The organism is Ruegeria sp. BF10 (assembly GCF_056538725.1).
The window spans coordinates 1,785,672-1,809,247 of record NZ_JBQFTR010000001.1; the positions used below are offsets into that span (position 1 = coordinate 1,785,672).

The window sequence follows — 23,576 nt, forward strand, 5'->3', positions numbered from 1 at the left end:
CTGCTTACACATGTTCGATGCCGTTCAGAGTTTCAGGAGATGTCCGATGAGCAACGCAACAACGATTACCAACCTTCAACAAGCGCTTCACATGGAGCTGACGGCGGCGCACCAGTATCAGCTGCATGCCCATGTGCTGGAGGACTGGGGGCTGGACATCCTTGCCGAAAAAATGCGCGCTGAAATGCAGGAAGAACTGGGCCACTCCGACGCGTTCATCGAGCGTATCCTGTTCCTTGGCGGCGTGCCCGAGCTTGCGTTTCAGAAAAGCCCGGCAGCCGCGGGATCCCTGGAAGACATGTTTGCCGCGGATCTGAAGGATGAAACCGAGGCGGTCGACTTCTATACCAAGGCCGCGTTGCAGGCCGCCGAGGTCGGCGATGTCGGGTCAAGGACCCTGTTCGAACGCATCTTGCTGGAAGAAGAAGGCCACAAGGACTGGCTGGACACCCAGTTGAACCTGTTGAAGCGTTTGGGTGAGGCCAACTTCAGCGCCAAATTCGTATCCGGCGCGGCAGAAGAAGCCTGAGGCACGCACCGCCGCCTGCCCATGCACCAGCATGGCTCGGACCATCTTGCCGTGGACCGGGTCATGCGGTTTCCGTCACTTCAATGTGACGCGACCGAGCAAAAAAACCTCTACTCGGTCTGCCCTCATGGGGTTAACTGTTGATCACACCACGACAGGAGAGCCCCGATGAGCGATCAATCCCAAAGCGCGAAGACCTTTACCAGCCTTCACAAAAAGGGCGACCCCGTCATTCTGTTCAACATCTGGGATGCCGGCAGTGCCGGCGCGGTGCGGGATGCAGGCGCGCAAGCCATTGCCACCGGCAGCGCACCTGTTGCCATGGCACAGGGTTTTGGCGACGGTCAGAACATCCCGCTAGAGGCCGCATTGGACAATGCGCGCCGCATCGTTGCAGCGGTTGATCTTCCGGTGACACTGGATTTCGAAGGGGCATATGCCGAAGATCCACAGGGCATTGCACAAAACGTCAAGCGTGCGCTGGATTGCGGCGTAGTTGGTTTCAACTTCGAAGATCAGATCATCGGCGGCGACGGGCTCTACGATATAACGGTTCAGGCCAAACGCGTCGAAGCCATGCGCGCGGCCTGCGAAGACGCGGGCATACCTGCCTATGTCAACGCAAGAACCGACATTTTCCTGAAGGCCCCGGCGGAAACACATGATGAGGCGATGCTGAACGACGCCATTGCCCGTGCTTCGGCCTATGAGGCAGCGGGCGCCAGTGGTTTTTTTGCTCCGGGGCTGAAAGACGAGGCGATGATCGGCCATCTGTGCGAGCGTACGAACCTACCGGTCAACATCATCGCCCTGCCCGGCACCCCCGGCACACCGCGTCTGGCTGAACTGGGGGTTGCGCGCGTCAGCTATGGACCGGTTCCTTATCGCCAGATGATCAAGTGGTTAACAGATCAGGCGCATGCCGCTATTCACTACCGCACCTGATCACCCTGAAGTTGTGGGATTGCAATTGCCGCCACTTCTAATCACCCTGCTTTTGAAACCGAACAGGAGGCAAGCCCGATGAAAGGCTATTGGGTTGCACATGTCGATGTGGACGACATGGACACATACAAGACCTACATTGCTGCAAATGCAGAACCCTTTGCAGCTTACGGTGCGCGCTTTCTGGCGCGCGGTGGAAAACGCGAAGTGAAGGAAGGCGCAGCGCGCGCCCGGACCGTCGTGATCGAATTTCCCAGCTATGAGGATGCGCTTGCCTGTTACGAAAGCGAAGCGTACCAGAAAGCCAAAGCACTGCGCGCCCCGGTCTCGATGGGCGATCTTGTGATCATTCAGGGCTATGACGGGTAGACTACGCTTGGCGCACCACAAAATATGGAATAACCTTTTGCCATGTTGAAAAAGTTCCTTCAGGCGCTCAGACCGCCTCAGCATGAACATCTTCCGGACCCGGATGCCGAACTTGCTCTGGGCGCGCTCATGGTGCGCGTGGCGCAGGCTGATCGGGACTACAAGCTGGAAGAGATCCGCCTGATCGACAAAATCCTCGCCCGTCTTTACCAGCATAACGCGATCGAAGCAGCCAAGGTGCGCGCCACTTGCGAAAAGCTTCACGCGGCCGCGCCGGATACCGATACCTTCGGCAAGCTGATCCGCGAGACCACGGATCTGAAGGAACGCCTGGCCGCACTGGATGCGCTGTGGGAAGTTGTCCTGGCGGATGGAAACACCGACGAAGGCGAGGTGAAAATCGTCGAGGAAGCCCGCGTTGCCATGGGGTTGAGCTTTAACGACAGCAAGGCCGCACGTGAACGCGTTCAAAGCCGCTTGGATGTGAGTTAGGCGCTCGCTATATCTAACGCATGTTCAGTGAGTTTCTTTCCAGGCTTACGCAGCCTCAGCCCGATCCTCTTGTCGACGATGACGCCCGCCTTGCCCTGACGGCCCTGTTGGTGCGACTGGCGCGGTCCGACAATGACTATTCCGATTCCGAAATGGCCCGTATCGACCGAATCTCGGCGCAACGCTATGGCCTGTCGCCGTTCGAAAGCGCCGCCCTGCGCACCCGCGCCGAAGATCTTGAGGCCGAGGCCCCGGACACCGTCCGCTTTACCCGAGCCATCAAAGAGGCGGTTGCTTATGAAGACCGCTTGGCGGTCGTTCAGGCGCTGTGGTCCGTGGCTTTGGCCGATGGGCACCGCACCAGCGAGGAAGATTCGCTGCTGCGCCTGGTGGTCAGTCTTCTGGGCGTAAGTGACGTGGATTCCGCTTTGGCACGGCAAAAGGCTGCAAAATCGTGATTGCCATGCTGGGCATGTATGACATGCCCTCCCTGCAAGCCGCCAATGACAGGTTCTGGGGATTGATTCGCGCCGAACTTGGATCAGGCCCCCAAACCCTTACCCGCGACAAAGATGTGTGGGAGGTCTGGCGAGCCCCGAACCTGGTTCTGGCCCAAACCTGTGGCATGCCGTTTCGAACCCGATTGCATGGTCACGTGCAACTGGTTGGCACCCCGGACTATGGCCTGCCCGGATGTCCCCCAGGTTATTATTGCTCGGTCTTTGTGGCGCGGCATGACGACGACCGGGATCTGGCGGGGCTGAGCACAGGCGTGTTCGCGTATAATGAGGGCTTGTCCCAATCCGGCTGGGCAGCCCCGATTACACATATGGCTCAGGCAAACCTGCGCCCCGCCGGACTGCTGGAAACCGGCGGGCATGCGCTGTCCGCCCAAGCCGTCGCAGACGGCAAAGCCGACTTTGCCGCGCTGGACATACTGACATGGCTGATGCTGCAACAACACACCAATCTGGGGACCAAACTGCGCGAAATGGCAAGAACGACTCCGACTCCGACCCTTCCCTACATCACGTCGATGGGTCGGAATCCGCAGGTCATTGCGGGCGCTGTACGGGCCGCGATTGACCAGCTTTGCGACGGTGATCAACGATTGCTGCATATACGCGGGTTGATCGACATTCCCGCGGCGCACTACTTGGCTGTGCCCACTCCGCCTTCTCCCGAAGATGGCGGATCAGCGACTGCCCGATTTGTCGACTGATTCTGGCCAATTTGGGTGTTTCTCCGCTCGATTCTGTCATTTGCGCATTGCATTGACCTTTTTTTTCGGTCCTAGTACCGCACCAACACCACCAACCACTGGACTGCCCGTGACAGAAACTGCCCCCGTCATCGAAATCAAAGACCTTCACAAAAGCTTCGGGAATCTAGAGGTGTTGAAAGGGGTCGATATCACGGCACATCGCGGTGACGTGGTATCATTGATTGGGTCGTCCGGGTCCGGAAAGTCGACGCTTCTGCGGTGCTGCAACCTTCTTGAAGACAGCCAGCAGGGCGAAATCCTTTTCAAGGGTGAGCCTGTCAAATGGTCCGGGGAAAAGCACGGGCGCCGTCCTGCCGACCCCAAACAGGTCCTGCGCATACGCACCAACCTGTCGATGGTGTTTCAACAGTTCAATCTGTGGGCGCATATGACCATCCTGCAAAATGTGATGGAGGCCCCAGTGACCGTTCTGGGGCGCGACAGGGCCGAGGTGGAAGACAGCGCGCGCAAGTATCTGGACAAGGTTGGCATCGGCGACAAATGCGACGCTTATCCGGCGCAATTGTCCGGGGGACAACAACAGCGCGCCGCCATCGCCCGCGGCCTGTGCATGGAACCCGAAGCCCTGCTGTTCGATGAGCCCACTTCGGCACTGGATCCCGAGCTGGAACAGGAAGTGATCAAGGTGATCAAGGACCTGGCCGCCGAAGGGCGCACCATGATCATCGTGACGCATGACATGAAAATGGCCGCCGACATCTCAAGCCACGTGGTGTTCCTGCACCAGGGCCTGATCGAGGAAGAAGGCACGCCGGAAGATATCTTTACATCTCCTGAATCCGAACGGCTTCGGGGTTTTCTCTCCGCCACTCAGGCGGCTTAACTTCAAAAACAGAACCAAACTGGGGAGCAACCAATGAAAAATCTGATTCTGTCCACTGCCGCACTGGCGCTGACCGCCGGTATCGCCATGGCCGACACGGTCCGCATGGGGACCGAGGGCGCCTACCCTCCGTACAACTTCATCAATGATGCGGGCGAAATCGACGGCTTCGAGCGTGAAGTCGGCGACGAACTGTGCAAGCGCGCGAACCTGGAATGTGAATGGGTCAAGAACGACTGGGATTCGATCATTCCGAACCTGGTCTCGGGCAACTACGACACCATCATCGCGGGCATGTCGATCACTGACGAACGTGACGAAGTCATCGACTTCACCCAGAACTACTTCCCGCCTGCGGCTTCGGCATATGTCGGTGCGTCCGAGGATGTTGATGTCACCACCGGCGTCGTTGCCGCACAGACCGCCACCATTCAGGCAGGCCACGTAGCCGAGTCGGGCGCGACACTGGTCGAGTTTGCGACTCCGGAAGAAACCATCGCTGCCGTCCGCAACGGTGAAGCCGATGCCGTGTTTGCCGACAAGGACTTCCTGGTGCCGATCGTCGAAGAATCCGCCGGAGAGCTGGTCTTCGTTGGTGATGACGTGCCGCTGGGCGGTGGCATCGGGCTGGGCATCCGTGAATCGGATGGCGAACTGCGCGGAAAGTTCGACGAGGCGATTACCTCGATGAAAGCGGACGGTTCGTTGAACGAACTGATCATCAAGTGGTTCGGCGAAGGCGTTCCGACCTACAACGCTGACGGTTCGGTCGTTACAAACTAATCCGTATCAAGCGGTTCGGCGCGTCCGTCGCGCCGAACCCTGCCCGGTTGAAATCCGGGTATGACGTTCGAAAGACGCTCCATGTTTTCCTATTGCGCTGACCCTGACACGCTCGGAACATTCCGCTGGTTCTCCTGCTACCTGACCAACGGCGTGCACTGGTCCTTCTACCTGTCCTTCCTCAAGGTGTTGGGATTGCTGGCGGTGACCGCGCCGGTTGCATTGGCGTTTGGCTTTATGGGCGCAATGGCCGCCCGATCACATTTCCCACCTCTGAGCTGGCTGGGTAAAGGGTATATTGCCGTTGTGCGCGGTGTTCCGGACATCGCCTTCTTCCTGTTTTTCGTGATAGCCTTGGACCAGGCGTTCGAATGGACTCGGCATAAGATCCTGTGCCCTGAATGGACCGACCCGATCCGTCAGGGAAATGATTTTATCGTCTGTCAGGCGGCCAAGCTGCCATTGGGGACCGCACCGGAATGGATGCATGAAACCTACGGCTTTTTCCTGGCTGTTATTACTTTCTCAATCGTTTTCGGCGCGTTTGCCGCGAACGTACTGTTTGGTGGAATGCGCGCCGTGCCCCACGCGCAGCTTGAAACCGCCGAAGCATATGGCATGTCCCGTCGCCAGACCTTCTGGCGCATCCTTGTGCCGCAGATGTGGGTCTATGCCCTGCCTGGCTTGTCGAACCTTTGGATGGTTCTTATCAAGGCCACGCCGCTGCTGTTCCTGCTGGGTATCGAAGACATCGTCTATTGGGCCCGCGAACTAGGTGGCACCAAGACGTCCAAGTTTACCCAGTATCCGCATGGCGACTGGCGCATGTGGTACTTCCTGTTCCTGCTTGTCTTCTACCTCGGCATGACACGCGTGTCTGAACTTGGGCTGGAGAAGCTGATGCGGCGGCTGTCCCACGGACAGGCCACATCAGGCGGCGAGCTTCTGCGCAAGGAGACCACGGCATGAGCTGCTTGCAAACCATTCAGGATTATGGCCTGCGGTCCCTGGGTATCGGCGAGCGTCTGCTGCCCAAAAGTGACTTCACCCTGTGCGAACAGTTCACACTGATCGGGTCGGGCATGATCTGGAATGTCTATTTCGGGATCATGGCTCTGGCGACCGGGTTCTTCCTGGCCACCGCCCTCGCAGTAGGTAAGGCATCCAGCAACAAATGGCTCCGCAAGCCTTCGGAATGGTTTATCTTCCTGTTCCGCGGCTCGCCCTTGTTTATCCAGTTTTTCTTCGCCTATTTCCTGTTCCTGTCGCTGAAGAAATCCAACCCGATGTTCGACGCCTTCACCTCGGCCTGGCTGGGGGCGCTGATCGTGTTGTTCCTCAACACCGCGGCCTATACGGGCGAGATTTTCTATGGCGCGCTAAGGTCCATTCCCAAGGGCGATATCGAAGCTGCGGATGCCTATGGCATGTCAGGCTGGGCCCGTTTTCGTCGGATCGTCTGGCCCACCATGTTGCGGCTTGCCTGGCCTGCCTACACAAACGAAGCAATCTTCCTCTTCCACGCAACAACGCTGGTCTTCTTTTCAGCCTTCCCGGCATGGCAGCAACGCGGAGACGCCCTGTATTACGCCAGTTACTTTGCGGACAAAACGTTCAACCCGTTCATCCCGTACCCGATACTGGCGTTCTATTTTATCCTGCTGACGCTGGTGATCGTCGGAGGCTTTGGCCTGATCAACAAACGCCTGAACCGGCACCTGCCAGTCGCAAAACGGGCCAAGATGCGGTTCAAACTGAACCTGGCGCGCTGAGTTTCGGCGCGCCGGCCACGTCTGGACACCAAACCAAATCGACGCCAATCACCGCGCGCCCGCGCGCTTTTCCGCACATTCAAAGGGGGGGAAGTGGTACCGCCTCCCTGGCTTGAACAGGGGACCTCTGGATCCACAATCCAGCGCTCTAACCAACTGAGCTAAGGCGGCACTCGTGAGGGGCGATGTACCGAACACGCCCGCGGAATGCAAGAGGATTAAAGCCGAAATTTCCAGCTTTGTTCGACAAGATCGACACCGAAGGAATGCACCGCTTTGCTGTCCATCAGCTCCCAGCCAGACGCCTTGTACAGAGCGCATGCGGCGGTATGGCTTTCATGCGTCCAAAGGACCATTTCCCGGTATCCTGCCTCGCGTGCGAAGGCAGTACACGCTTGCAGCAGGCGCTTTCCCAGCCCCAGCCCTCGTGCTTTCGGGACAAGCAGAAACAGCCGCAGCTTGGCGGTATTTCGATCAACAGAAACGCAAAAAATACTGCCCAGACGTTGCCCTTCCCGTTCCGCGATCCAGCCTCTTTCAAGCTCGGGGTCACTGCTGTCCATGAAATCATCAAGGATGCTGGCCACCAAGGGGGCAAAGCTGTCATCAAACCCTTCGTCGCGCGCATAAAGCAGACCGTGCTGCTCAACCAGCCACGCGGCGTCATCGGGGCGAAAGGATCTGAGAACGGCGTCTTCCATGTCTCATCTGACCGCAAAGGTGACTTGATTCTCAACCCCGTGCGCGCTAGCAGGAACGCTCAGTCTCGGAGGCACAGATGGGCATCAATACCGAACGCGACATTCAGGCAAACCTGCAGATCGGTCCGACCGATCAGGGTATGGTCCGCCTGTTCATCGAAGCTGACGGCATCGAAATACCGATGGATTTTGACCCGGAAGAAGCAGAAGAAATCGCCGACGAAATTCGCGCCGCGGTACAAGCCGCCCTTGCCGTCAAAGGCTGACCTTACAGCCTGGGATCCCGTAGCGCATGCAGGCGGCGCGCGGCATCCGTTGCAAATTTCTGGATCATCTTCTTGCGCCGCGCCGGTGCGATTTTGTCCTCGGGTGCCATGCGCACGATTTCCGCATCATAGGCATCGGCGATGATCAGGCCTGTTTCATCAGGCAACAGATCGGTCGGGAATTCTGTATCGACGGCCCAGAAGAATCGGTCGCACCATTCCAAATAGCCCTGCCATTTCGAATCCGACTGATAATCGGCGCGGCTGGATTTGCATTCGATCACCCACAGCTCACCCTTGGGCCCCAGCCCCATGACATCTACGCGCAATCCGCGCGCAGGCACGAATTCCTCTACGGAAACAAAGCCATGCGCCGAAAGATGCCGCGCGACGCCACGTGCCAGTCTCTGTCCAGGTTGCAGATCCAAAGTCATAGCTGAAAATGTGAACAATTAGCGAACAAAAGTAAAGTACCTTTGCACCTTGACACAGTACCTTCTGGTATCGCATTAATGTGACACCAAAAGGTATTATTTCTGGGGTTGCTTATGGAGAACCAAACTCAAAACGCATTTCGCGCGCTGGCCGATCCCACACGCCGGAACATCGTGCGACTGCTCTCGTCACAGGACATGACGATCGGGCAGTTGACCGACCGGTTCGACATGACCCGGGCTGCGGTCAAAAAGCACCTGACGGTTCTGTCCGACGGTGGATTGATCACAGTCGAAGCGCGCGGCCGGGAACGCATCAATCGACTTGAACCACAGGGTATGGCCCCGGTGCTCGATTGGCTCAGCTATTTTGACCAGTTCTGGGACGACCGCCTCAACTCTCTCAAGGAAGCCATTGAAAGGAAACAAAATGACTGATGCCGTATTGAAGAAATCGATCTTCCTCAGGGCGGAACCGGAAACCGTTTGGGCCTATCTGACGGAACCTGAGCATCTGGCGGAATGGTTCCACAAACCTGAAAGAACACTGGCAGAAGGTCAGAAGCTTGAGATGTTCGGCACAACAAGCGGCGACTTGTTGATCTGGGGAGAGGTCCGTGTCGCCCGCCCCCCGAAATACCTTGAACACACCTTTACCGTCAAACCGATGGGAGACGCTGTAAGCGTGGTCAAATGGACATTGGAGCCGGTCTTGGGCGGCACACGTCTTGAGCTTGTGCACGAAGGATTACCGCAAGGCGTCGCAGCGTTTGATCTGATCCTGGCCCTGGACAAAGGATGGGACGAACATTTCGGCAAGTTGCGTGTGGCATTGCACGAAACTGTTGACGCCTGACCTCTTGCGCGAACCCGTCAGACACCCTACTTAAGCGCGTGGCGGGTTCTGCCCTTCTTGTGACAGGTAGCATTCTGGTGGCCTTAAGCAATTCCGAGGGGGCTGGCTCTGTTCAGGTCCTGGCCTGATTACCCGGCGCCCACCTGTACATACAGGTCCTCGGGAATCAAACCGCACGGTTGACTGGTGGTCCCGCCGCACTTTCCCTGAAATATCAGCGCCCTGCGTGGGCTTCCTGTTTCACGGTTGCCGGCTCGAAACTGTGTGCGACCGGTGTTCCCCGACGTGGCCCCTGCGGCTTTTCCGCCATGCTCATGATCTTGTACGCGAACTGAACGCCGGCAAAGACGATACCGTTCATGAACCAGATCATCACCAACGCGATCAGGCCGATTTCCGACCCGGTGATCAGGTGCCGAAGATTCGCGACATTCAGCGCCAAGAGCACCCCGACAAACACGGCCGAAATGACAAAACCCCAGGCGACTTGCGTGATATACAGGCGGATCAGTTTGGGCATGGCGAACCTCCTTGCGCTTCGTTGCCTATGCTAGCGCATGTCTGGTTCAGGTAAACGTGTCAGAACGCCTCGGGCTGGGCCTCGCGCGCCATGTGATCCAGCACGGCATTGACGAATTTTGGTTCTTTACCCTCAGGGAAAAAGGCACGTGCCACATCGACAAACTCGGTGATCACCACCTTGGGCGGTGTGCCGCTTTGGGTCAGTTCCGCACCCGCCGCGCGAAACAGCGCGCGCAGGGTCGGGTCGATGCGCGCGATCGGCCATTTCGCCACCAGCGCGCGGTCGGTCATCTGGTCGATCGGCGCCTGATAGTTCACCGCGTCATCCACCAGCTTGCGGAACAGCGTGCTGTCGCCCTCAAGCATCTCGTCACCCTCGTAGACCGCGCCGAACCGATGGTCCAGAAACTCGTTGACCACCTGCTCGGTCGTCTGGCCCGACTGCTCCATCTGGAACAGCGCCTGCACGGCATAAAGCCGCGCGGCGGATTTCATCAGGCGTTTCCTGTTTGCCGGTTTCGGCGTGTCTGTCTGGGTCATGCTGTCGTGGGTCCGTTGTTGTCGCCCGCCACCAGGATGGACTCGGACGGCGGCTTGAATCCGACGCCCTTTTTCGAAGCGCCCCACTTACGGCTGAGCGCGATCAGATGCAAGGCCGCAGCAGCCGCGCCGCCCCCTTTATTCATCTTTTCGGGATTGGCGCGGACTTCGGCCTGCTCGTCATTCTCAACCGTCAGGATGCCGTTGCCGATGCACAGCCCCTGTAGGCCCAGCAGTTGGATCGCGCGGCTGGAATCGTTGCAGACGGTCTCGTAATGCGTGGTCTCACCGCGAATGACGCAGCCCAGCGCGACATAGCCGTCAAAGTTGCACTGTCGGTCGGCCATGGCGATGGCTGTGGGAATTTCCAGCGCTCCGGGCACTTCGACCACTTCGCAGGTGCCGCCAGCCGCTTCGATCTCGGCCGTGGCACCCGCAATCAGGTTGTCGGCGATCGAGCGGTAGAACGGAGCCGCCACGATCAGCAGTTTCACCGGCTTGTCGAAGCTGGGTGTCGGCAGAATTCCGTGTTTGTCTTGTTCAGCCATGTTCAGTCTTCCTTCAGAATCGAGCGGGTGCCGACGATGGACAGGCCAAACGCGTCCAGCCCAAGATACACCGTTTCAGGAGAGTCGGTCAGAAGCACCAGTTCCTGAATCCCCATCTTGGACAGGATCTGCGCCCCCAGACCGGTTTGCTTGATGGTGCGCGGGCCTTCATCCTCGACCGCATACAACGAGTTGCGCGGCTGGCGGAACAGGCAGACCACACCGCGGCCCTCCTCGGCGATCTTTTCCATCGCGCGCGGTAGCTCGCGGGATGATTTCGGGCCAAGCCCCAGGATATCCGGCGCTTCGTGCAGGGCGTGTGTACGCGTCAGAACGGGCTCGGGCGTGGTGATGTCACCTTTGATCATGACAACATGTTCAATGCCGTGGGTCTGATCGGTGAAAATCCGCATTTCCCACTCACCGCCGTATTCCGAGGTGACTGTTTGACGCGAGGTCTCGACAACCAGATTGTCATTGCGCGCCCGATAGCTGATCAGGTCGCTGATCGTGCCGATTTTCATGTTGTGCTTTTTGGCGAACTCGACCAGATCCGGCAGGCGCGCCATGGTTCCGTCTTCATTCATGATCTCGCAGATCACGCCTGACGGGTTCAGCCCGGCAAGGCGCGAGATATCCACGGCGGCCTCGGTATGGCCTGCGCGCACCAGCACCCCGCCACGCTTTGCCCGCAACGGGAAGACATGGCCCGGGGTGGCGATATGCGCCATCGTATTCTGTTCATTTATCGCGGTCGCCACGGTCAGCGCCCGGTCGGCGGCTGAAATCCCGGTGCTGACACCTTCGCGCGCCTCAATCGAAACCGTAAAGGCCGTCTCGTGGCGGGACGAGTTGTTCACGGCCATCATCGGCAGCCCCAGCGCATCTATCCGTTCCGCCGTCATCGGCAAACAGATCAGACCGCGCCCATGGGTGGCCATGAAGTTGATCGCCTCGGCATCCGCAAACTCGGCCGGGATCACCAGATCGCCTTCGTTTTCACGATCTTCGTGATCGACCAGAATGTACATCCGGCCTGCGCGCGCTTCTTCGATGATTTCTTCGATCGGGCTGATCGCGTCACGCAACTGGGCCTCGACCGGTCCGGGGGTTTCAAAGCTCATGGGGCAGCCTTTCACATGGCGGGTTTGCTCGGCGGAATAGACCACTGAGGGCGCAAAGACCAGTCCACAAACGGCGCAGGTGCTTTCCGACGCGACGTATCAGGACATCTCGGCCAGACGCGCGACGTACCGGGCCAGCGTATCGATCTCAAGATTGACGCGATCGCCCACACCGACATCGCCCCAGGTCGTGACTTCCTTGGTGTGAGGGATGAAATTGATGCCAAACTCGCAATCACTCACGTCATTCACCGTCAGCGATGTCCCGTTCAACGCAACCGACCCTTTGGGCGCTATGAAACGGGCCAGTTCCTTCGGCGTGCGCAAGGTGACACGTGTGCTGTCGCCTTCATCCTCGACCGCGACCACTTCGGCCACGCCATCCACATGACCCGAAACGATGTGACCGCCCAGTTCATCGCCGACTTTCAGCGCACGCTCCAGATTGACACGTTTGCCGACGGCCCATGTATCAAGGTTGGTCTTCGAAACCGTCTCGGCGCTGATCTGAACATCATACCAATCGTCGCCCAGCGCGATCACCGTCAGACACACACCATCACTGGCGATCGAAGCACCAATATCGATACTGGCCGTGTCATAGGCCGTCCTGATCCGGGCGCGCAGATCCCCCTGCTGTTCCAGCTCGGTGACGGTGCCGATGTCGGTGACGATACCTGTGAACATTCCGTTAACCCTCAGTTCCTAACCTGTGCCTGCTTGTCAAAGTCGAGGTAAGCCCAATGGGCCGCGCGGGCAAGCCCCGCCTTGCCGTACCAGGCCCAAACAGGCATAGTTTCCGCAACAAAAACCAAAAGAGCAGTCCAGATGCCGCAAATGCCTTCAGGCTCAGATAAACGGGTCTTCCTGTTCCTTCAGGGACCTCACGGGCCGTTTTTTTCGTCACTCGGGCAGATGTTGCGCGCCACGGGGGCACAGGTCTGGCGGGTTGGCTTCAATGCGGGCGATCAGGCGTTCTGGTTCGACAAGGCAAGTTTCATCGCATTCCGGAACACGCCCGGCGATTGGCCCGAGACATTGAACAGATTGATTGCCGACAAGGGCGTCACGGATATCGTTCTTTATGGCGACACGAGACCGGTCCACGCCCGCGCAGTTGAGATTGCGAAGTCGCGTGGGCTGACAATTCATGTTTTCGAAGAAGGCTACCTGCGGCCCTGGTGGGTCACGTACGAGCGGGATGGATCAAACGGACACTCGCGCCTGATGTCATTGGATGTGGACCGGATGCGGCAGGCTCTGGCCCAGTCGGACAGCAAAGCGCCGCCGCCTCCGTCACATTGGGGGGATATGCGGCAACACATCTTCTACGGTGCCCTCTATCATTGGTTCGTCATGTTCCTGAACAAGAGATACCGCAACTTCCGGCCTCATCGTGATCTGCCGGTTTCACAGGAATTCCGATTGTATTTCAAACGCCTGATGTTGATGCCTGTTCATCGCCTGCAACGCAGCGTGGCCACGGCGCGCGTCAGATGGGGGGGCTTCCCGTATCACCTCGTGCTGCTGCAACTCGGGCATGACAGTTCGGTTCAGGCCCATTCCGAATTCGCCTGCATGTCCGATTTTCTGGAACTGGTCATCGCAGGATTCGCGCAAGGCGCACCGGCGCATCACAGGTTGGTCGTGAAAGAGCACCCTTTGGAAAACCACCGTGAACCATTGCACCTGCGCGCCATGGAGATTGCCAGGAAACACGGGGTGCAGACCCGTGTTCACTATGTCCCCGGCGGAAAACTGGCAGGTTTGCTGGATGAGGCAAATTCGGCCGTCACCGTGAATTCCACTGCGGGCCAGCAGGTCTTGTGGCGGGGTATTCCGCTGCGTATTTTCGGACGTTCGGTTTATGACAAGACCGACTTCGTATCACAGCAGTCGATCGCCGCTTTTTTTGCTGAACCAGACGCGCCGGATGTCGACGCCTATCGCTGTTACCGGCAATTCCTGCTGGAAACCAGCCAGGTGCCGGGCGGTTTTTATTCCCGGCGCGGCCGTCGGCAGTTGTTACGCCGCGCCGTGGACATGATGCTCAGCAGCAGCGACCCTTATCAGGCCCTTCTGAACAAGAACGAGGCACCGACGCCACAGTTGAAAATCGTCGAGTAGTTCGGGCGCTCTGTGACTGGAAGTTGAGCTGCTTACCGGCTAATCTCGCCGCAACAACAAAAGACTGAGGATATCCGGCAGTGCAATTCTCTCCTAAGCGATGGATGCGGGGGGTTTCCCTTGTGGCGGCAATCGGCTTGATGGCGGCCTGCCAACTTCCGAAATCCGGGCCGAACAAGACCGAAATTCTGGCTGGTGCGGTCCAGAATGGCGGCAACGCGTTTGTCGTCGAAGTCGATGACCGCGTGACACGCCTTACATCCGCCGTGCCTCAGTTTGGCTTTTCTTCCTCGTTCAGCAGCGCCCAGGCCTTGACCGCCGACACTGTTCGCCCCGGCGACGTGCTGGGCCTGACCATATGGGAAAACGTGGACGACGGGTTGCTATCCGGCGAAACCGGTACGGCAACCGCCCTGGATGAAGTTCAGGTCGACAGCGATGGGTTCATTTTCGTCCCCTACGCGGGTCGGATCCGGGCCGCGGGAAACACGCCGGAACAGCTTCGCGTTTTGATCACGAACAAGCTGCGGGAACAGACACCGGACCCACAGATCGAAGTGCGGCGTGTTGCGGGTGACGGTTCCACCGTCTCGCTTACGGGAACTGTCGCATCCCCCGGCATCTATCCGATCGAACGCCCAACCCGTTCCCTGCTTGGCATGCTGTCTCAGGCGGGCGGGGTTTCTGTAGCGTCAGATATCGCGTTGGTGACTCTGATCCGAGGGGATCAAAAGGGCACCGTCTGGTACGAAGACCTGTTCCGCAACCCGAAACTGGACGTCGCATTGCGTGGCGGAGACCGCATTTTGGTGGAAGAAGACAGCAGATCATACATCGCACTAGGTGCCACAGGCGGCCAATCGCGCGTCGCCTTTGAAAGCCAGGATCTGTCTGCGCTGGAAGCATTGGCTCAGGTCGGTGGTCTGCTGACGCTGTCCTCTGATCCAACCGGCATTTTCATTCTGCGAAAAGAACGCCAGGACGTCGCCCGCAGCATCACGGGACGCGCCGACCTGAAGGGGGATCAACGCATGATCTACCTGCTGAATCTGACGGCTCCCAACGGTCTGTTCATCGCGCGTGATTTCGTGATCCGCGACGATGATACGATTTATGTGACCGAAGCACCCTATGCACAGTGGAGCAAATCGATCTCGCTGATCGCTGGTGGCCTGACCCCCATCGCAAACGTCGCCACGCTGACCGGCAACTGATACATGGCACCCGATCCGGACAGCGCAGCCGGGGCCGAGCGCACCCGGCTGTTCGTCTACAACGGCGGGTTTCTTACGCAAAAACGCCTGAGACGGATTCTGACACTTGCCGGATATGACATTCGTCTGGGTCTTCCCAAGGATGGCGATTGCGTGGGCATATGGGGCAACAGCCCGACCGCGTATCGCGGCCTGCGCATCGCCGAAAAACACAATGCCCCGGTTCTGCGGGTCGAAGATGCCTTTCTCAGGTCTCTGCACCCGGGCCGTGCCGGTGAACCCCCGTTGGGCCTTTTGCTGGACCGTTCAGGCCCGCATTTCGATGCAGCAGAACCTTCCGACCTTGAGAAGCTGCTGAACACCGATCCCTTGGACGACACCGCGCTGCTGAACCGCGCGCGTGCCGCGATGGAGCGAGTCCGGGAACTGCACCTCAGCAAGTATTCCGCGTTTGACCCCGACCTTGTCGCACCCGACCCCGGTTATGTACTGGTCGTCGACCAGACGGTTGGCGATGCCGCCGTCACGGCAAGCGGTGCCGATCGTGCCCGTTTTCTTGAAATGCTTGTGGTCGCGCAGGAGGAAAACCCCGGCGCGCGCATTCTGATCAAGACACATCCAGAAACGATGGCGGGTCATCGTCAGGGGCATTTCACCGATCAGGACCTGTCAGACCGGGTCACGTGGTTTGACAAACCGATCAGCCCCTGGCCCCTGCTCGACGGCGCCGTTGCGGTCTATACCGTGTCGTCGCAACTGGGCTTTGAAGCAATCCTGGCCGGTCACAAACCGCGCATTTTCGGTCAACCGTTCTATGCCGGTTGGGGCCTGACGCAGGATGAATTCCCGGTCCAACGCCGACAGCGCAACCTGACCCGCGCGCAACTGTTCGCGGCCGCGATGCTGCTTTACCCGACCTGGTACGACCCCTTTCGCGATCAGCTGTGCGAACTGGAAACGGTTCTGGACATTTTGGAGGCACAGACCCGCGCATGGCGTCAGGACAGGCACGGTTGGACTGCCGCTGGCATGCGTCTGTGGAAACGCAGGCACATGCAGCAGATTTTCGGGCGACATGGCAAGTTGCGCTTTACGTCCACACAGCCCGACACCTCGGATCGCCCCCATATGGTGTGGGCTAGTCAGGCGCGCGACGCCGAAGGGGCCGTTCGTGTGGAAGACGGTTTCTTGCGTTCACGCGGATTGGGGGCCGCACTTGTTCCGCCTCTATCCCTGGTAACCGACGAAATCGGCATCTACTACGACCCCACAAAACCCAGCCAGTTGGAAAACCTGATAGGCGAGCGTGCAACATTGCGCCCGGATCAGGAATTACGTGCTGAACGGCTTGTCGAGAGATTGCTGGCCGATGGTTTGAGCAAATACAACACGGGCCAATCCGCGCCGGTTCTGCCCCATGGGCACCGAATTCTGGTGCCCGGACAGGTTGAAGATGACGCCTCGATCCTGCTGGGCACCAACACGGTGCGCAGCAATCTGGACCTGCTGCAAACGGCGCGCGAGGCCAACCCCGATGCAATCCTGATCTACAAACCGCACCCTGATGTCGAAGCCGGGTTGCGGGATGGCCAGATAGACGCAGAGTCACTTGCGGACCTTGTCGTGACCCGGACTAACCCCGCCTCGTTACTGACGCAGGTGGACGAGGTGTGGACGATGACATCGCTGTTGGGATTCGAGGCATTGTTGCGCGGGGTGAAGGTCACGACCCTGGGCGCGCCCTTCTATGCGGGATGGGGCCTGACCACCGATCTGGATACCGTCCCCGTCAGGCGAGGTGCACGGCCGTCGCTGATGGGCCTGGTGCACGCCACCTTGATTGACTATCCACGCTATTTCGATCCGATCACCAGACAACCCTGCCCTGTCGAAGTGGCTGTTGAACGCTTGGCGCTGGGGTATTCGGCACCGTCCGGTCCGTTCAACCGGTTTCTGTCAAAGCTTCAGGGCGCGTTCGCGACGCACGCTCATCTTTGGCGTTGACATTATTCCGACGCTCTGCGCCAACGGTGCAATACATCCCCGCCGACCGCCTGCGTTTCGATCAATTCGAACCTCGGTGCGACCTCCAGCGTCTCCAGGCCAAGTGTCCCGACCGCGGCCAGTCCTTCGGCCCCGATGGTTAAACCGGCAGTGAACCCGACCAGCTCGTCCACCAGATCTTCGGCCAGCAGCGAGGCCGCAAGCGCAGCTCCGCCTTCGCAGAAGACACTGGTCAAACCGGCCTGACCCAGTTGCTGAAGCAGATCCACTGCATCGATATGATGGTCTTTCAATGCACAGGGGATCAGCTTTGCCCCCAATCCCTCCCACGCCTGTGCACGCTCGGCATCCGGGTGATGCGCATGGCAGAGCCAGACAGGTATCCTTGAGGCCGAGCGCGCCAGCTGACCCATCAGGGATATGTCCATATGGCGGGACACCACGACGCGGACAGGCTGATGCTCAACGCCAATATCCCGAACGGTCAGCGAGGGGTCGTCGGCGCGCGCCGTCCCTGCCCCGACCATCACCGCATCGTGACGTGCGCGCATGGCATGGACCACACGACGTGCCTGCGGTCCGGTGATCCATTGGCTGTGCCCTGTCGAGGTTGCGATGCGCCCGTCGAAACTGCTGGCCATCTTCAGCGTCACAAAAGGTCGGCCTTGTTCAGTCTTGAGGAAGAAGCCTTCCAGATCCCGTTCTGCCTGTTCCGCAAGAACGCCGGTTACGACTTCAATCCCGGCCTCGCGCAACATGGCAAAACCCTGCCCGGCCACGCGCGGATCGCTATCTTCCACAGCCGCTACAACGCGGGATACCCCTGCCGCAATCAAGGCCTGGGCACAGGGCGGCGTCTTGCCGTGATGGGCACAGGGTTCCAGCGTTACAAAGGCGGTCGCACCACGTGCGCCCTGCCCGGCCTGAGCCAACGCTTCGGTCTCGGCATGAGGGCGGCCACCCGGTTGCGTCCAGCCCCGCCCAATGATCCGGTCATCACGAACAATGACACACCCCACGGCGGGGTTCGGCCAGCACGTCCCCTGACCGCGCCGCCCCAAAGACAGGGCAAGCGCCATGAATCGCTTATCTGTTTCGTTCACTCGTCAGTCGAAGGCTGCGGCGGGCGCAGTTCGTGGACGAACTCCTCGAAATCATCGGCCGCCTGGAAATTCTTGTACACACTCGCAAAGCGAACATAGGCGACAGTGTCGATCCGCGCCAGAGCTTCCATAACGATCTCACCGATCTTGTTGGACGGGATATCCGTGTCGCCCATGCTTTCCAGACGGCGCACGATGCCCGAAATCATCTGATCGATCCGTTCGGGATCAACGGGGCGTTTCTGCATCGAGATACGGATCGAACGCTCCAGCTTGTCGCGGTCGAAATCTTCGCGTTTACCATTGGTTTTTATGACAACCAGATCGCGCAGCTGCACACGTTCGTAGGTCGTGAACCGTCCGCCACAGGCCGGGCAGAACCGGCGTCGGCGGATAGCCACGTGGTCCTCTGCCGGGCGTGAATCTTTCACCTGAGTGTCGATATTTCCGCAAAACGGGCAGCGCATCCGCCGTCTCCTCGTCCCATGTTCGGCCTCTTTTTGTAAGCGCTGCGGCTTACTTATCCACAACTATAGGGCAGCCGCTAGGGTTTGGGTAGTCGGAAATTCAAACCGCTAAATAAAGGGTCAGGCCAGATGCGCTGCAACCTTCCTTTGATGCGGCGCAGTGCGGTGTTCAAACAGGTAGATCCCTTGCCATGTTCCAAGCACAGGCCGACCCTGCGACACCGGAATCGTCAGCGAAACCGGCAAGAGCGCAGCCTTGATATGCGCGGGCATATCGTCCGGGCCTTCATAGGTGTGCCTCAGGTAGGACATGGCGGGGCTGTCTGACGGTGGAACCAGCCGCTCGAAAAACGCCTGAAGATCGGTTTGAACCTCGGGGTCCGCGTTTTCCTGGATCAGCAATGAGCAGGAAGTGTGGCGAACGAACAGAGTCAAAACCCCATCCGTCTCTAACCGTTCAAGCCATTGCAGCACATCAGACGTGAATTCGTACAGCCCCGGCCCTTGGGTGTGCAAAACGAATTCAGTCTGCATCGTGACTATCCTGCGCGTTTGTCAGTCATTGAAGAACGGTCGATAGTTACACCGTGCATTCGCACCTTGTACAGATTCACTGTTACCGGGCTGAAAACCGAACGAAACAAAGCTGCTTGGTTGCACATCAACAGACTGAGGCTGCTTAATCGAAAACTGAACTGCTGTTCTGCGCCCGGTGGTGACGCTGGGCCCGTATCCTCGCAACACATAAACCCGGTCCATCCAACCCAACCCTAAGGTCCGGCGCGCATAATCCGCGGCCGCGCACCAATAGCCTTCGACACGCTTGTCACCGCGCGGGATGACCTCGAAATCAGTGGCGTTGATGGGTTCTGTTCGAAATCCATTCGGCGCAGCATCTGCGGTCATGGGGATACTGAGGGTCAAGGCGGCCAGCGCGGCGAAGGTATATGACTGTTTCATGGTAATCTCTTCCCTGATTGCTTGGTCCAAAGGATGGTCTCCAGATAGGTTAGACGAACTTCACCGCGCGCACAGGGTGCCTCACGATCAATTCAGCCCGCCTGGTACATAGCGTGATCCGGCGTGAGCCAGCCTTGACAACGGATCAGCGGGCGCAAGACCGGCGTCGCAGAACAATGCGTCACTTATGGGAAAAAGAGCGTGCCGGGGAGCCCTGAGCAGAGATTGGTGATTTCTCCGAGGCTCTGACCTCATCCCCATGAAGGTCCCGACCCGGCAACAAAGCTGATTTGGACAGCCGTGCGTTTTACTTCATGCGCGTTCCGGTCAAAACCTTTCGAGAACTTGCCAACACGTGATGCTCGCGTGCAAAATCCTTCTTGCCAAAAGCCAAAGTCAAAAAAGGAACTTCCGTGATAACCTGTTAATGCATTTGAGAACGTAAGGTGTTGTACCACGATGGACGTAGATATCGGCCGACTACATTTTTTGAGCCAGGCATTGGATCGCCACGCCGACAACAGTGAACTATCCCAACGGGTATTGAAGCAGGCCGGGCTGCGTCAGCAAGATACCGCGCCCCCTGCCGCAGTCTACAGCGCACATAAAGAGGCCCTGTTCATCCGGCACGCCTGTGACGCCGTTGGTGACATCACATTTGCGGCTCGCACAGGGCTCGAGGTCACGTCGGCTTCGACCGTGACGGGGTATATCAGTAAATACTCACGCGATTTGAGGCAGGTGATGGAAAACCTGTCACGCTTTCACGGCATCATCGATCCCGCCATCGGGCTCAGCTTACGTGTTGCCGGCAACTTCGCAGCCCTCGAGGCCGATTGGAAAGATGCCAGCTTTGCCCGCTATCATCGGCGCACGGAATTCCTGCTGTTTGCCGCGCTGGCCAGAATGAGGAACCTCACGCAGGTGAACGTGTACCCGATCGAGATGCGATTTCAGCACAAAGTTGGAAACCACGTCAAAACCTACGAAAAGCTGGCGGGCTGCCCGGTGGTTTTCGGAGCTGAAAAGATTGAAATCATTCTGCCGCTTTCTGCGCTGGAACTGAAGGTGCCGACCTATGATCCCAAGCTGCGGGAGCATTTGCTGGAATACGGTGAACGTCTGCTGGCCGAGAAAACACCAGCCAAGCACAAGACCCGCGCCCGCGTCGAAGGGCTGATCACCCGATCCCTGCCCGGCGCAATCCTGCAAGCCGAAGATGCGGCGGCTGATCTGGGGATGAGCCTCAGAACCTTCAGCCGACGTCTCAAGGATGAAGGCACAAGCTATCGCGATATTGTAGACGATCTAAGGTGTGATCTGGCCCAGACTTTCATCACAAATGGCATGACTCTGTCTGAAATCTCATATGCGCTGGGGTATGCCGATCAGGCGGCTTTTTCGACCGCCTTCAAACGGTGGACAGGTCAGCCGCCCAGCGCCTTCAAGACCCGGGTGGAACATCCCATTCGGACAGCTGGCCGGGGGTCGTCAGCCTGAAAAGCCTCGCCCCGGCCTGTCCCATGAGTGGACAAGACCGATATAGAAAGGCACACCGCCCCGGCCTTGCGCATTCGCGCCAACGTGATGCGAGAACCAGCCAATGTGAACGAAAAAAGGCGCCTCTGACGGGGCGCCTTCGTTCTTATTGAACTTTGTTCTTATTGATCCAGGAAAGACCGGAGTTTTCGTGAACGGCTGGGGTGTTTCAGCTTCCGCAGCGCCTTGGCCTCGATCTGACGGATCCGTTCGCGGGTCACGCTGAACTGCTGGCCGACCTCTTCCAGAGTGTGATCGGTGTTCATACCGATGCCGAAGCGCATCCGCAGAACCCGTTCTTCGCGCGGGGTGAGCGAGGCCAGAACCCGTGTGGTGGTTTCCTTGAGGTTTTCCTGAATGGCGCTGTCCAAGGGCAGCACGGCATTCTTGTCCTCGATGAAATCGCCCAGCTGGCTGTCTTCCTCGTCGCCAATCGGCGTCTCCAGAGAAATCGGCTCTTTGGCGATCTTCATCACCTTGCGCACCTTCTCGAGCGGCATCTGCAACTTTTCGGCCAGCTCTTCCGGCGTCGGCTCGCGGCCGATTTCATGCAGCATCTGACGGCCCGTGCGCACCAGCTTGTTGATCGTTTCGATCATGTGAACCGGAATACGGATCGTGCGGGCCTGATCCGCGATCGAGCGGGTGATCGCCTGGCGGATCCACCAGGTCGCATAGGTCGAGAACTTGTAGCCGCGACGGTATTCGAACTTGTCCACCGCCTTCATAAGGCCGATATTGCCTTCCTGAATGAGATCAAGGAATTGCAGGCCGCGGTTGGTGTATTTTTTGGCGATCGAAATCACCAGACGCAGGTTCGCTTCGACCATTTCCTTCTTGGCCTGCCGCGCCTCTTTCTCGCCTTTCTGAACCTGCTGCACGATGCGGCGGAATTCCGAGATATCCAGACCGACATATTGGCCGACCTGAGCCATATCGTTGCGCAGTTCTTCGACCTTCGCGGTCGAGCGTTCGATGAACATCTGCCATCCCCGGCCCGGCTTCTCGGCCATCTCGGCCAGCCAGTTCGGATCCAGCTCACGGCCCCGGTACGCTTCGATGAACTCGCGGCGGTTGATGCGTGCCTGATCGGCCAGCTTGACCATCGCGCTGTCCAGAGACATGACACGGCGGTTGATGCCATACAGCTGGTCGATCAGCGCTTCGATCCGGTTGTTGTGCAGGTGAAGACCATTCACCAGCTCGACGATCTCGGCCCGCAACTTCTGATAAGTAGCCTCGTCTTTTTCGCTGAAAGTGCCGTCTTCGTTCAGCGTGGCCGAAATCCGGCTGTCCTGCATTTCTGACAGCATCGAAAAGTCGGTCGAGATACGTTCCAACGTGGTCAGGACCTGATCCTTCAGCGCCGCTTCCATCGCGGCCAGCGACATGTTGGCTTGGTCGTCGTCATCGTCATCGTCGTCGTTGTTCAGCGGGTTGCCATCCGCATCCAGCTCGGGGCCGGTATCCTTGGCTGGCTTGTTCGCCTGCACCGCCGTCGTATCAACGACCGGCTCATCAACGTCGCCGTCTTCGTCCAACTGGTTGCCGAACGTGGTTTCCAGATCAATGACATCCCGCAAAAGAATGTCTTCGGACAGCAATTCGTCATGCCAGATGGTGATCGCCTGGAAGGTCAGCGGGCTTTCACACAGGCCCGCAATCATCGTGTTGCGACCGGCTTCGATCCGCTTGGCGATTGCGATCTCACCCTCGCGGCTCAGCAGTTCAACCGACCCCATCTCACGCAGATACATGCGCACGGGATCGTCGGTGCGATCCAGCTTTTCAGTACCGGAACCGGCCAGTGCCACCTCACGGTTGCTTTCCGCGGCAACCAGTTCGGTCGAGCCCTTGTTCTCTTCTTCTTCGGCCTCTTCATCTTCGATGATGTTGATGCCCATCTCGGACAGCATCGACATTACGTCTTCGATCTGTTCCGAACTGACCTGATCAGGCGGCAAAACCTGATTGAGCTGGTCGTAGGTGATGTAACCTTTCTCGCGAGCTTCGGCGATCATCTTCTTGACGTTCGCCTGGCTCATGTCCAGCGAGATTTCCTGTTCCTGCTCGTCGGATTTGCGGTCTTCGTTCGTATCCTTGGCGGCCATTCAATGCTCCTGCAGGGATGGGTGATTCGTCTCAGCCGAATCATTAGCGCGTATAAGTGATT

29 protein-coding genes and 1 tRNA gene are annotated in these 23,576 nt (G+C 58.5%); 17 read left to right on the plus strand and 13 right to left on the minus strand.

The features are described 5' to 3' along the window. Positions 1-46 precede the first annotated feature (46 nt). The 10 genes from ACR0DJ_RS08995 (at position 47) to ACR0DJ_RS09040 (ending at position 6,998) form a co-directional block, all read left to right on the plus strand. Positions 47-529, plus strand: a complete 483-nt coding sequence (locus ACR0DJ_RS08995; protein ID WP_170346557.1) for a bacterioferritin — start codon at positions 47-49, stop codon at positions 527-529. Between the two features lie 168 nt (positions 530-697). Continuing rightward, positions 698-1,474, plus strand: coding sequence for an isocitrate lyase/PEP mutase family protein (locus tag ACR0DJ_RS09000; RefSeq protein WP_425078017.1), 777 nt, complete (start codon positions 698-700; stop codon positions 1,472-1,474). 78 nt (positions 1,475-1,552) lie between these two features. Next, entirely contained in the window at positions 1,553-1,843 is a 291-nt protein-coding gene (locus ACR0DJ_RS09005) for a DUF1330 domain-containing protein (RefSeq protein WP_170346555.1), read from the plus strand. A gap of 42 nt (positions 1,844-1,885) precedes the next feature. Next, positions 1,886-2,335 (plus strand): tellurite resistance TerB family protein, encoded by a 450-nt coding sequence (locus ACR0DJ_RS09010; RefSeq protein ID WP_152457570.1) that lies wholly within the window; start codon positions 1,886-1,888, stop codon positions 2,333-2,335. Positions 2,336-2,355: 20 nt separating this feature from the next. After that, the gene (locus tag ACR0DJ_RS09015; protein WP_170346554.1) at positions 2,356-2,793 is read left to right on the plus strand and encodes a tellurite resistance TerB family protein; all 438 of its coding nucleotides are present in this window, start codon (positions 2,356-2,358) and stop codon (positions 2,791-2,793) included. Next, a complete protein-coding gene (locus tag ACR0DJ_RS09020) occupies positions 2,790-3,557 on the plus strand; it encodes a phosphate/phosphite/phosphonate ABC transporter substrate-binding protein (protein ID WP_480684638.1) in 768 nt (255 codons plus the stop codon). The genes ACR0DJ_RS09015 and ACR0DJ_RS09020 overlap by 4 nt, the downstream gene beginning before the upstream one ends. A gap of 109 nt (positions 3,558-3,666) precedes the next feature. Beyond that, entirely contained in the window at positions 3,667-4,443 is a 777-nt protein-coding gene (locus ACR0DJ_RS09025) for an ABC transporter ATP-binding protein (RefSeq protein WP_170346552.1), read from the plus strand. Positions 4,444-4,476: 33 nt separating this feature from the next. Then, positions 4,477-5,226: a transporter substrate-binding domain-containing protein gene (locus tag ACR0DJ_RS09030; protein WP_152457566.1), complete on the plus strand. Its 750-nt coding sequence runs from the start codon at positions 4,477-4,479 to the stop codon at positions 5,224-5,226. 81 nt (positions 5,227-5,307) lie between these two features. Beyond that, entirely contained in the window at positions 5,308-6,195 is an 888-nt protein-coding gene (locus tag ACR0DJ_RS09035; RefSeq protein WP_480684775.1) for an ABC transporter permease, read from the plus strand. After that, positions 6,192-6,998 (plus strand): ABC transporter permease, encoded by an 807-nt coding sequence (locus tag ACR0DJ_RS09040; protein WP_170346551.1) that lies wholly within the window; start codon positions 6,192-6,194, stop codon positions 6,996-6,998. Before ACR0DJ_RS09035 ends, ACR0DJ_RS09040 begins: the two co-directional genes overlap by 4 nt. A gap of 94 nt (positions 6,999-7,092) precedes the next feature. Here ACR0DJ_RS09040 and ACR0DJ_RS09045 read toward each other — a convergent pair. After that, positions 7,093-7,169, minus strand: a tRNA-His gene (locus tag ACR0DJ_RS09045). A 47-nt stretch (positions 7,170-7,216) separates the two neighbouring features. Continuing rightward, on the minus strand, positions 7,217-7,699 hold the full coding sequence (locus tag ACR0DJ_RS09050; protein WP_170346550.1) for a GNAT family N-acetyltransferase: 483 nt from the start codon (positions 7,697-7,699) through the stop codon (positions 7,217-7,219). A gap of 77 nt (positions 7,700-7,776) precedes the next feature. Between ACR0DJ_RS09050 and ACR0DJ_RS09055 the strand changes: the two genes are divergently transcribed. After that, positions 7,777-7,965: a DUF6324 family protein gene (locus ACR0DJ_RS09055; RefSeq protein ID WP_152457562.1), complete on the plus strand. Its 189-nt coding sequence runs from the start codon at positions 7,777-7,779 to the stop codon at positions 7,963-7,965. 2 nt (positions 7,966-7,967) lie between these two features. Here the strand turns inward: ACR0DJ_RS09055 and ACR0DJ_RS09060 are convergent, their stop codons facing one another. Then, a complete protein-coding gene (locus ACR0DJ_RS09060; protein WP_170346549.1) occupies positions 7,968-8,399 on the minus strand; it encodes an MmcB family DNA repair protein in 432 nt (143 codons plus the stop codon). 114 nt (positions 8,400-8,513) lie between these two features. On the opposite strand from ACR0DJ_RS09060, the gene ACR0DJ_RS09065 reads away from it, so the two are divergent. Both ACR0DJ_RS09065 and ACR0DJ_RS09070 read left to right on the plus strand, forming a co-directional pair. Next, positions 8,514-8,837: an ArsR/SmtB family transcription factor gene (locus ACR0DJ_RS09065; protein ID WP_170346548.1), complete on the plus strand. Its 324-nt coding sequence runs from the start codon at positions 8,514-8,516 to the stop codon at positions 8,835-8,837. Next, the gene (locus tag ACR0DJ_RS09070; protein WP_171363161.1) at positions 8,830-9,255 is read left to right on the plus strand and encodes an SRPBCC family protein; all 426 of its coding nucleotides are present in this window, start codon (positions 8,830-8,832) and stop codon (positions 9,253-9,255) included. The genes ACR0DJ_RS09065 and ACR0DJ_RS09070 overlap by 8 nt, the downstream gene beginning before the upstream one ends. A gap of 214 nt (positions 9,256-9,469) precedes the next feature. Here ACR0DJ_RS09070 and ACR0DJ_RS09075 read toward each other — a convergent pair whose 3' ends face one another. The 5 genes from ACR0DJ_RS09075 to ACR0DJ_RS09095 form a co-directional block, all read right to left on the minus strand. Further along, positions 9,470-9,775 (minus strand): hypothetical protein, encoded by a 306-nt coding sequence (locus ACR0DJ_RS09075; protein WP_171170548.1) that lies wholly within the window; start codon positions 9,773-9,775, stop codon positions 9,470-9,472. A gap of 59 nt (positions 9,776-9,834) precedes the next feature. Continuing rightward, positions 9,835-10,317 (minus strand): transcription antitermination factor NusB, encoded by a 483-nt coding sequence (gene nusB / locus ACR0DJ_RS09080; protein ID WP_171119535.1) that lies wholly within the window; start codon positions 10,315-10,317, stop codon positions 9,835-9,837. Beyond that, positions 10,314-10,865 (minus strand): 6,7-dimethyl-8-ribityllumazine synthase, encoded by a 552-nt coding sequence (locus ACR0DJ_RS09085; RefSeq protein ID WP_170346544.1) that lies wholly within the window; start codon positions 10,863-10,865, stop codon positions 10,314-10,316. Before ACR0DJ_RS09085 ends, nusB begins: the two co-directional genes overlap by 4 nt. Before the next feature lie 2 nt (positions 10,866-10,867). Continuing rightward, entirely contained in the window at positions 10,868-11,989 is a 1,122-nt protein-coding gene (gene ribB / locus ACR0DJ_RS09090) for a 3,4-dihydroxy-2-butanone-4-phosphate synthase (protein ID WP_171119533.1), read from the minus strand. Between the two features lie 99 nt (positions 11,990-12,088). Further along, positions 12,089-12,676, minus strand: a complete 588-nt coding sequence (locus ACR0DJ_RS09095) for a riboflavin synthase (protein ID WP_480684643.1) — start codon at positions 12,674-12,676, stop codon at positions 12,089-12,091. 150 nt (positions 12,677-12,826) lie between these two features. Here ACR0DJ_RS09095 and ACR0DJ_RS09100 point away from each other — a divergent pair, with 150 nt between their 5' ends. The 3 genes from ACR0DJ_RS09100 (at position 12,827) to ACR0DJ_RS09110 (ending at position 17,334) form a co-directional block, all read left to right on the plus strand. Further along, a complete protein-coding gene (locus tag ACR0DJ_RS09100; protein ID WP_480684777.1) occupies positions 12,827-14,116 on the plus strand; it encodes a capsule biosynthesis protein in 1,290 nt (429 codons plus the stop codon). Positions 14,117-14,220: 104 nt separating this feature from the next. Further along, on the plus strand, positions 14,221-15,330 hold the full coding sequence (locus ACR0DJ_RS09105) for a polysaccharide biosynthesis/export family protein (RefSeq protein WP_257600439.1): 1,110 nt from the start codon (positions 14,221-14,223) through the stop codon (positions 15,328-15,330). Positions 15,331-15,333: 3 nt separating this feature from the next. Next, positions 15,334-17,334: a capsular polysaccharide biosynthesis protein gene (locus ACR0DJ_RS09110; RefSeq protein ID WP_480684645.1), complete on the plus strand. Its 2,001-nt coding sequence runs from the start codon at positions 15,334-15,336 to the stop codon at positions 17,332-17,334. A gap of 2 nt (positions 17,335-17,336) precedes the next feature. Here ACR0DJ_RS09110 and ribD read toward each other — a convergent pair whose 3' ends face one another. The 4 genes from ribD to ACR0DJ_RS09130 form a co-directional block, all read right to left on the minus strand. Beyond that, a complete protein-coding gene (gene ribD / locus ACR0DJ_RS09115) occupies positions 17,337-18,437 on the minus strand; it encodes a bifunctional diaminohydroxyphosphoribosylaminopyrimidine deaminase/5-amino-6-(5-phosphoribosylamino)uracil reductase RibD (RefSeq protein ID WP_480684646.1) in 1,101 nt (366 codons plus the stop codon). Then, on the minus strand, positions 18,434-18,904 hold the full coding sequence (gene nrdR, locus ACR0DJ_RS09120) for a transcriptional regulator NrdR (protein ID WP_117869416.1): 471 nt from the start codon (positions 18,902-18,904) through the stop codon (positions 18,434-18,436). The genes ribD and nrdR overlap by 4 nt, the downstream gene beginning before the upstream one ends. Before the next feature lie 120 nt (positions 18,905-19,024). Beyond that, positions 19,025-19,438 (minus strand): secondary thiamine-phosphate synthase enzyme YjbQ, encoded by a 414-nt coding sequence (locus tag ACR0DJ_RS09125; protein ID WP_480684648.1) that lies wholly within the window; start codon positions 19,436-19,438, stop codon positions 19,025-19,027. A 21-nt stretch (positions 19,439-19,459) separates the two neighbouring features. Beyond that, complete coding sequence (locus ACR0DJ_RS09130; protein ID WP_170346536.1) at positions 19,460-19,864, minus strand: hypothetical protein; 405 nt, start codon at positions 19,862-19,864, stop codon at positions 19,460-19,462. Between the two features lie 459 nt (positions 19,865-20,323). Between ACR0DJ_RS09130 and ACR0DJ_RS09135 the strand changes: the two genes are divergently transcribed. Next, positions 20,324-21,364: a helix-turn-helix domain-containing protein gene (locus ACR0DJ_RS09135; RefSeq protein WP_480684649.1), complete on the plus strand. Its 1,041-nt coding sequence runs from the start codon at positions 20,324-20,326 to the stop codon at positions 21,362-21,364. A gap of 161 nt (positions 21,365-21,525) precedes the next feature. Here ACR0DJ_RS09135 and rpoD read toward each other — a convergent pair whose 3' ends face one another. Then, the gene (rpoD, locus tag ACR0DJ_RS09140) at positions 21,526-23,514 is read right to left on the minus strand and encodes an RNA polymerase sigma factor RpoD (protein WP_170346534.1); all 1,989 of its coding nucleotides are present in this window, start codon (positions 23,512-23,514) and stop codon (positions 21,526-21,528) included. Positions 23,515-23,576: the final 62 nt, after the last annotated feature.

Bases quoted from the DNA above. Each gene is read 5' to 3' on its own strand.
- ACR0DJ_RS08995 (WP_170346557.1), top strand. From the start codon at position 47: ATGAGCAACGCAACAACGATTACCAACCTTCAACAAGCGCTTCACATG.
- ACR0DJ_RS09000 (WP_425078017.1), top strand. From the start codon at position 698: ATGAGCGATCAATCCCAAAGCGCGAAGACCTTTACCAGCCTTCACAAA.
- ACR0DJ_RS09005 (WP_170346555.1), top strand. From the start codon at position 1,553: ATGAAAGGCTATTGGGTTGCACATGTCGATGTGGACGACATGGACACA.
- ACR0DJ_RS09010 (WP_152457570.1), top strand. From the start codon at position 1,886: ATGTTGAAAAAGTTCCTTCAGGCGCTCAGACCGCCTCAGCATGAACAT.
- ACR0DJ_RS09015 (WP_170346554.1), top strand. From the start codon at position 2,356: ATGTTCAGTGAGTTTCTTTCCAGGCTTACGCAGCCTCAGCCCGATCCT.
- ACR0DJ_RS09030 (WP_152457566.1), top strand. From the start codon at position 4,477: ATGAAAAATCTGATTCTGTCCACTGCCGCACTGGCGCTGACCGCCGGT.
- ACR0DJ_RS09035 (WP_480684775.1), top strand. From the start codon at position 5,308: ATGTTTTCCTATTGCGCTGACCCTGACACGCTCGGAACATTCCGCTGG.
- ACR0DJ_RS09040 (WP_170346551.1), top strand. From the start codon at position 6,192: ATGAGCTGCTTGCAAACCATTCAGGATTATGGCCTGCGGTCCCTGGGT.
- ACR0DJ_RS09050 (WP_170346550.1), bottom strand. From the start codon at position 7,699: ATGGAAGACGCCGTTCTCAGATCCTTTCGCCCCGATGACGCCGCGTGG.
- ACR0DJ_RS09055 (WP_152457562.1), top strand. From the start codon at position 7,777: ATGGGCATCAATACCGAACGCGACATTCAGGCAAACCTGCAGATCGGT.
- ACR0DJ_RS09060 (WP_170346549.1), bottom strand. From the start codon at position 8,399: ATGACTTTGGATCTGCAACCTGGACAGAGACTGGCACGTGGCGTCGCG.
- ACR0DJ_RS09065 (WP_170346548.1), top strand. From the start codon at position 8,514: ATGGAGAACCAAACTCAAAACGCATTTCGCGCGCTGGCCGATCCCACA.
- ACR0DJ_RS09070 (WP_171363161.1), top strand. From the start codon at position 8,830: ATGACTGATGCCGTATTGAAGAAATCGATCTTCCTCAGGGCGGAACCG.
- ACR0DJ_RS09075 (WP_171170548.1), bottom strand. From the start codon at position 9,775: ATGCCCAAACTGATCCGCCTGTATATCACGCAAGTCGCCTGGGGTTTT.
- nusB (WP_171119535.1), bottom strand. From the start codon at position 10,317: ATGACCCAGACAGACACGCCGAAACCGGCAAACAGGAAACGCCTGATG.
- ACR0DJ_RS09085 (WP_170346544.1), bottom strand. From the start codon at position 10,865: ATGGCTGAACAAGACAAACACGGAATTCTGCCGACACCCAGCTTCGAC.
- ribB (WP_171119533.1), bottom strand. From the start codon at position 11,989: ATGAGCTTTGAAACCCCCGGACCGGTCGAGGCCCAGTTGCGTGACGCG.
- ACR0DJ_RS09095 (WP_480684643.1), bottom strand. From the start codon at position 12,676: ATGTTCACAGGTATCGTCACCGACATCGGCACCGTCACCGAGCTGGAA.
- ACR0DJ_RS09100 (WP_480684777.1), top strand. From the start codon at position 12,827: ATGCCTTCAGGCTCAGATAAACGGGTCTTCCTGTTCCTTCAGGGACCT.
- ACR0DJ_RS09105 (WP_257600439.1), top strand. From the start codon at position 14,221: ATGCGGGGGGTTTCCCTTGTGGCGGCAATCGGCTTGATGGCGGCCTGC.
- ACR0DJ_RS09110 (WP_480684645.1), top strand. From the start codon at position 15,334: ATGGCACCCGATCCGGACAGCGCAGCCGGGGCCGAGCGCACCCGGCTG.
- nrdR (WP_117869416.1), bottom strand. From the start codon at position 18,904: ATGCGCTGCCCGTTTTGCGGAAATATCGACACTCAGGTGAAAGATTCA.
- ACR0DJ_RS09125 (WP_480684648.1), bottom strand. From the start codon at position 19,438: ATGCAGACTGAATTCGTTTTGCACACCCAAGGGCCGGGGCTGTACGAA.
- ACR0DJ_RS09130 (WP_170346536.1), bottom strand. From the start codon at position 19,864: ATGAAACAGTCATATACCTTCGCCGCGCTGGCCGCCTTGACCCTCAGT.
- ACR0DJ_RS09135 (WP_480684649.1), top strand. From the start codon at position 20,324: ATGGACGTAGATATCGGCCGACTACATTTTTTGAGCCAGGCATTGGAT.
- rpoD (WP_170346534.1), bottom strand. From the start codon at position 23,514: ATGGCCGCCAAGGATACGAACGAAGACCGCAAATCCGACGAGCAGGAA.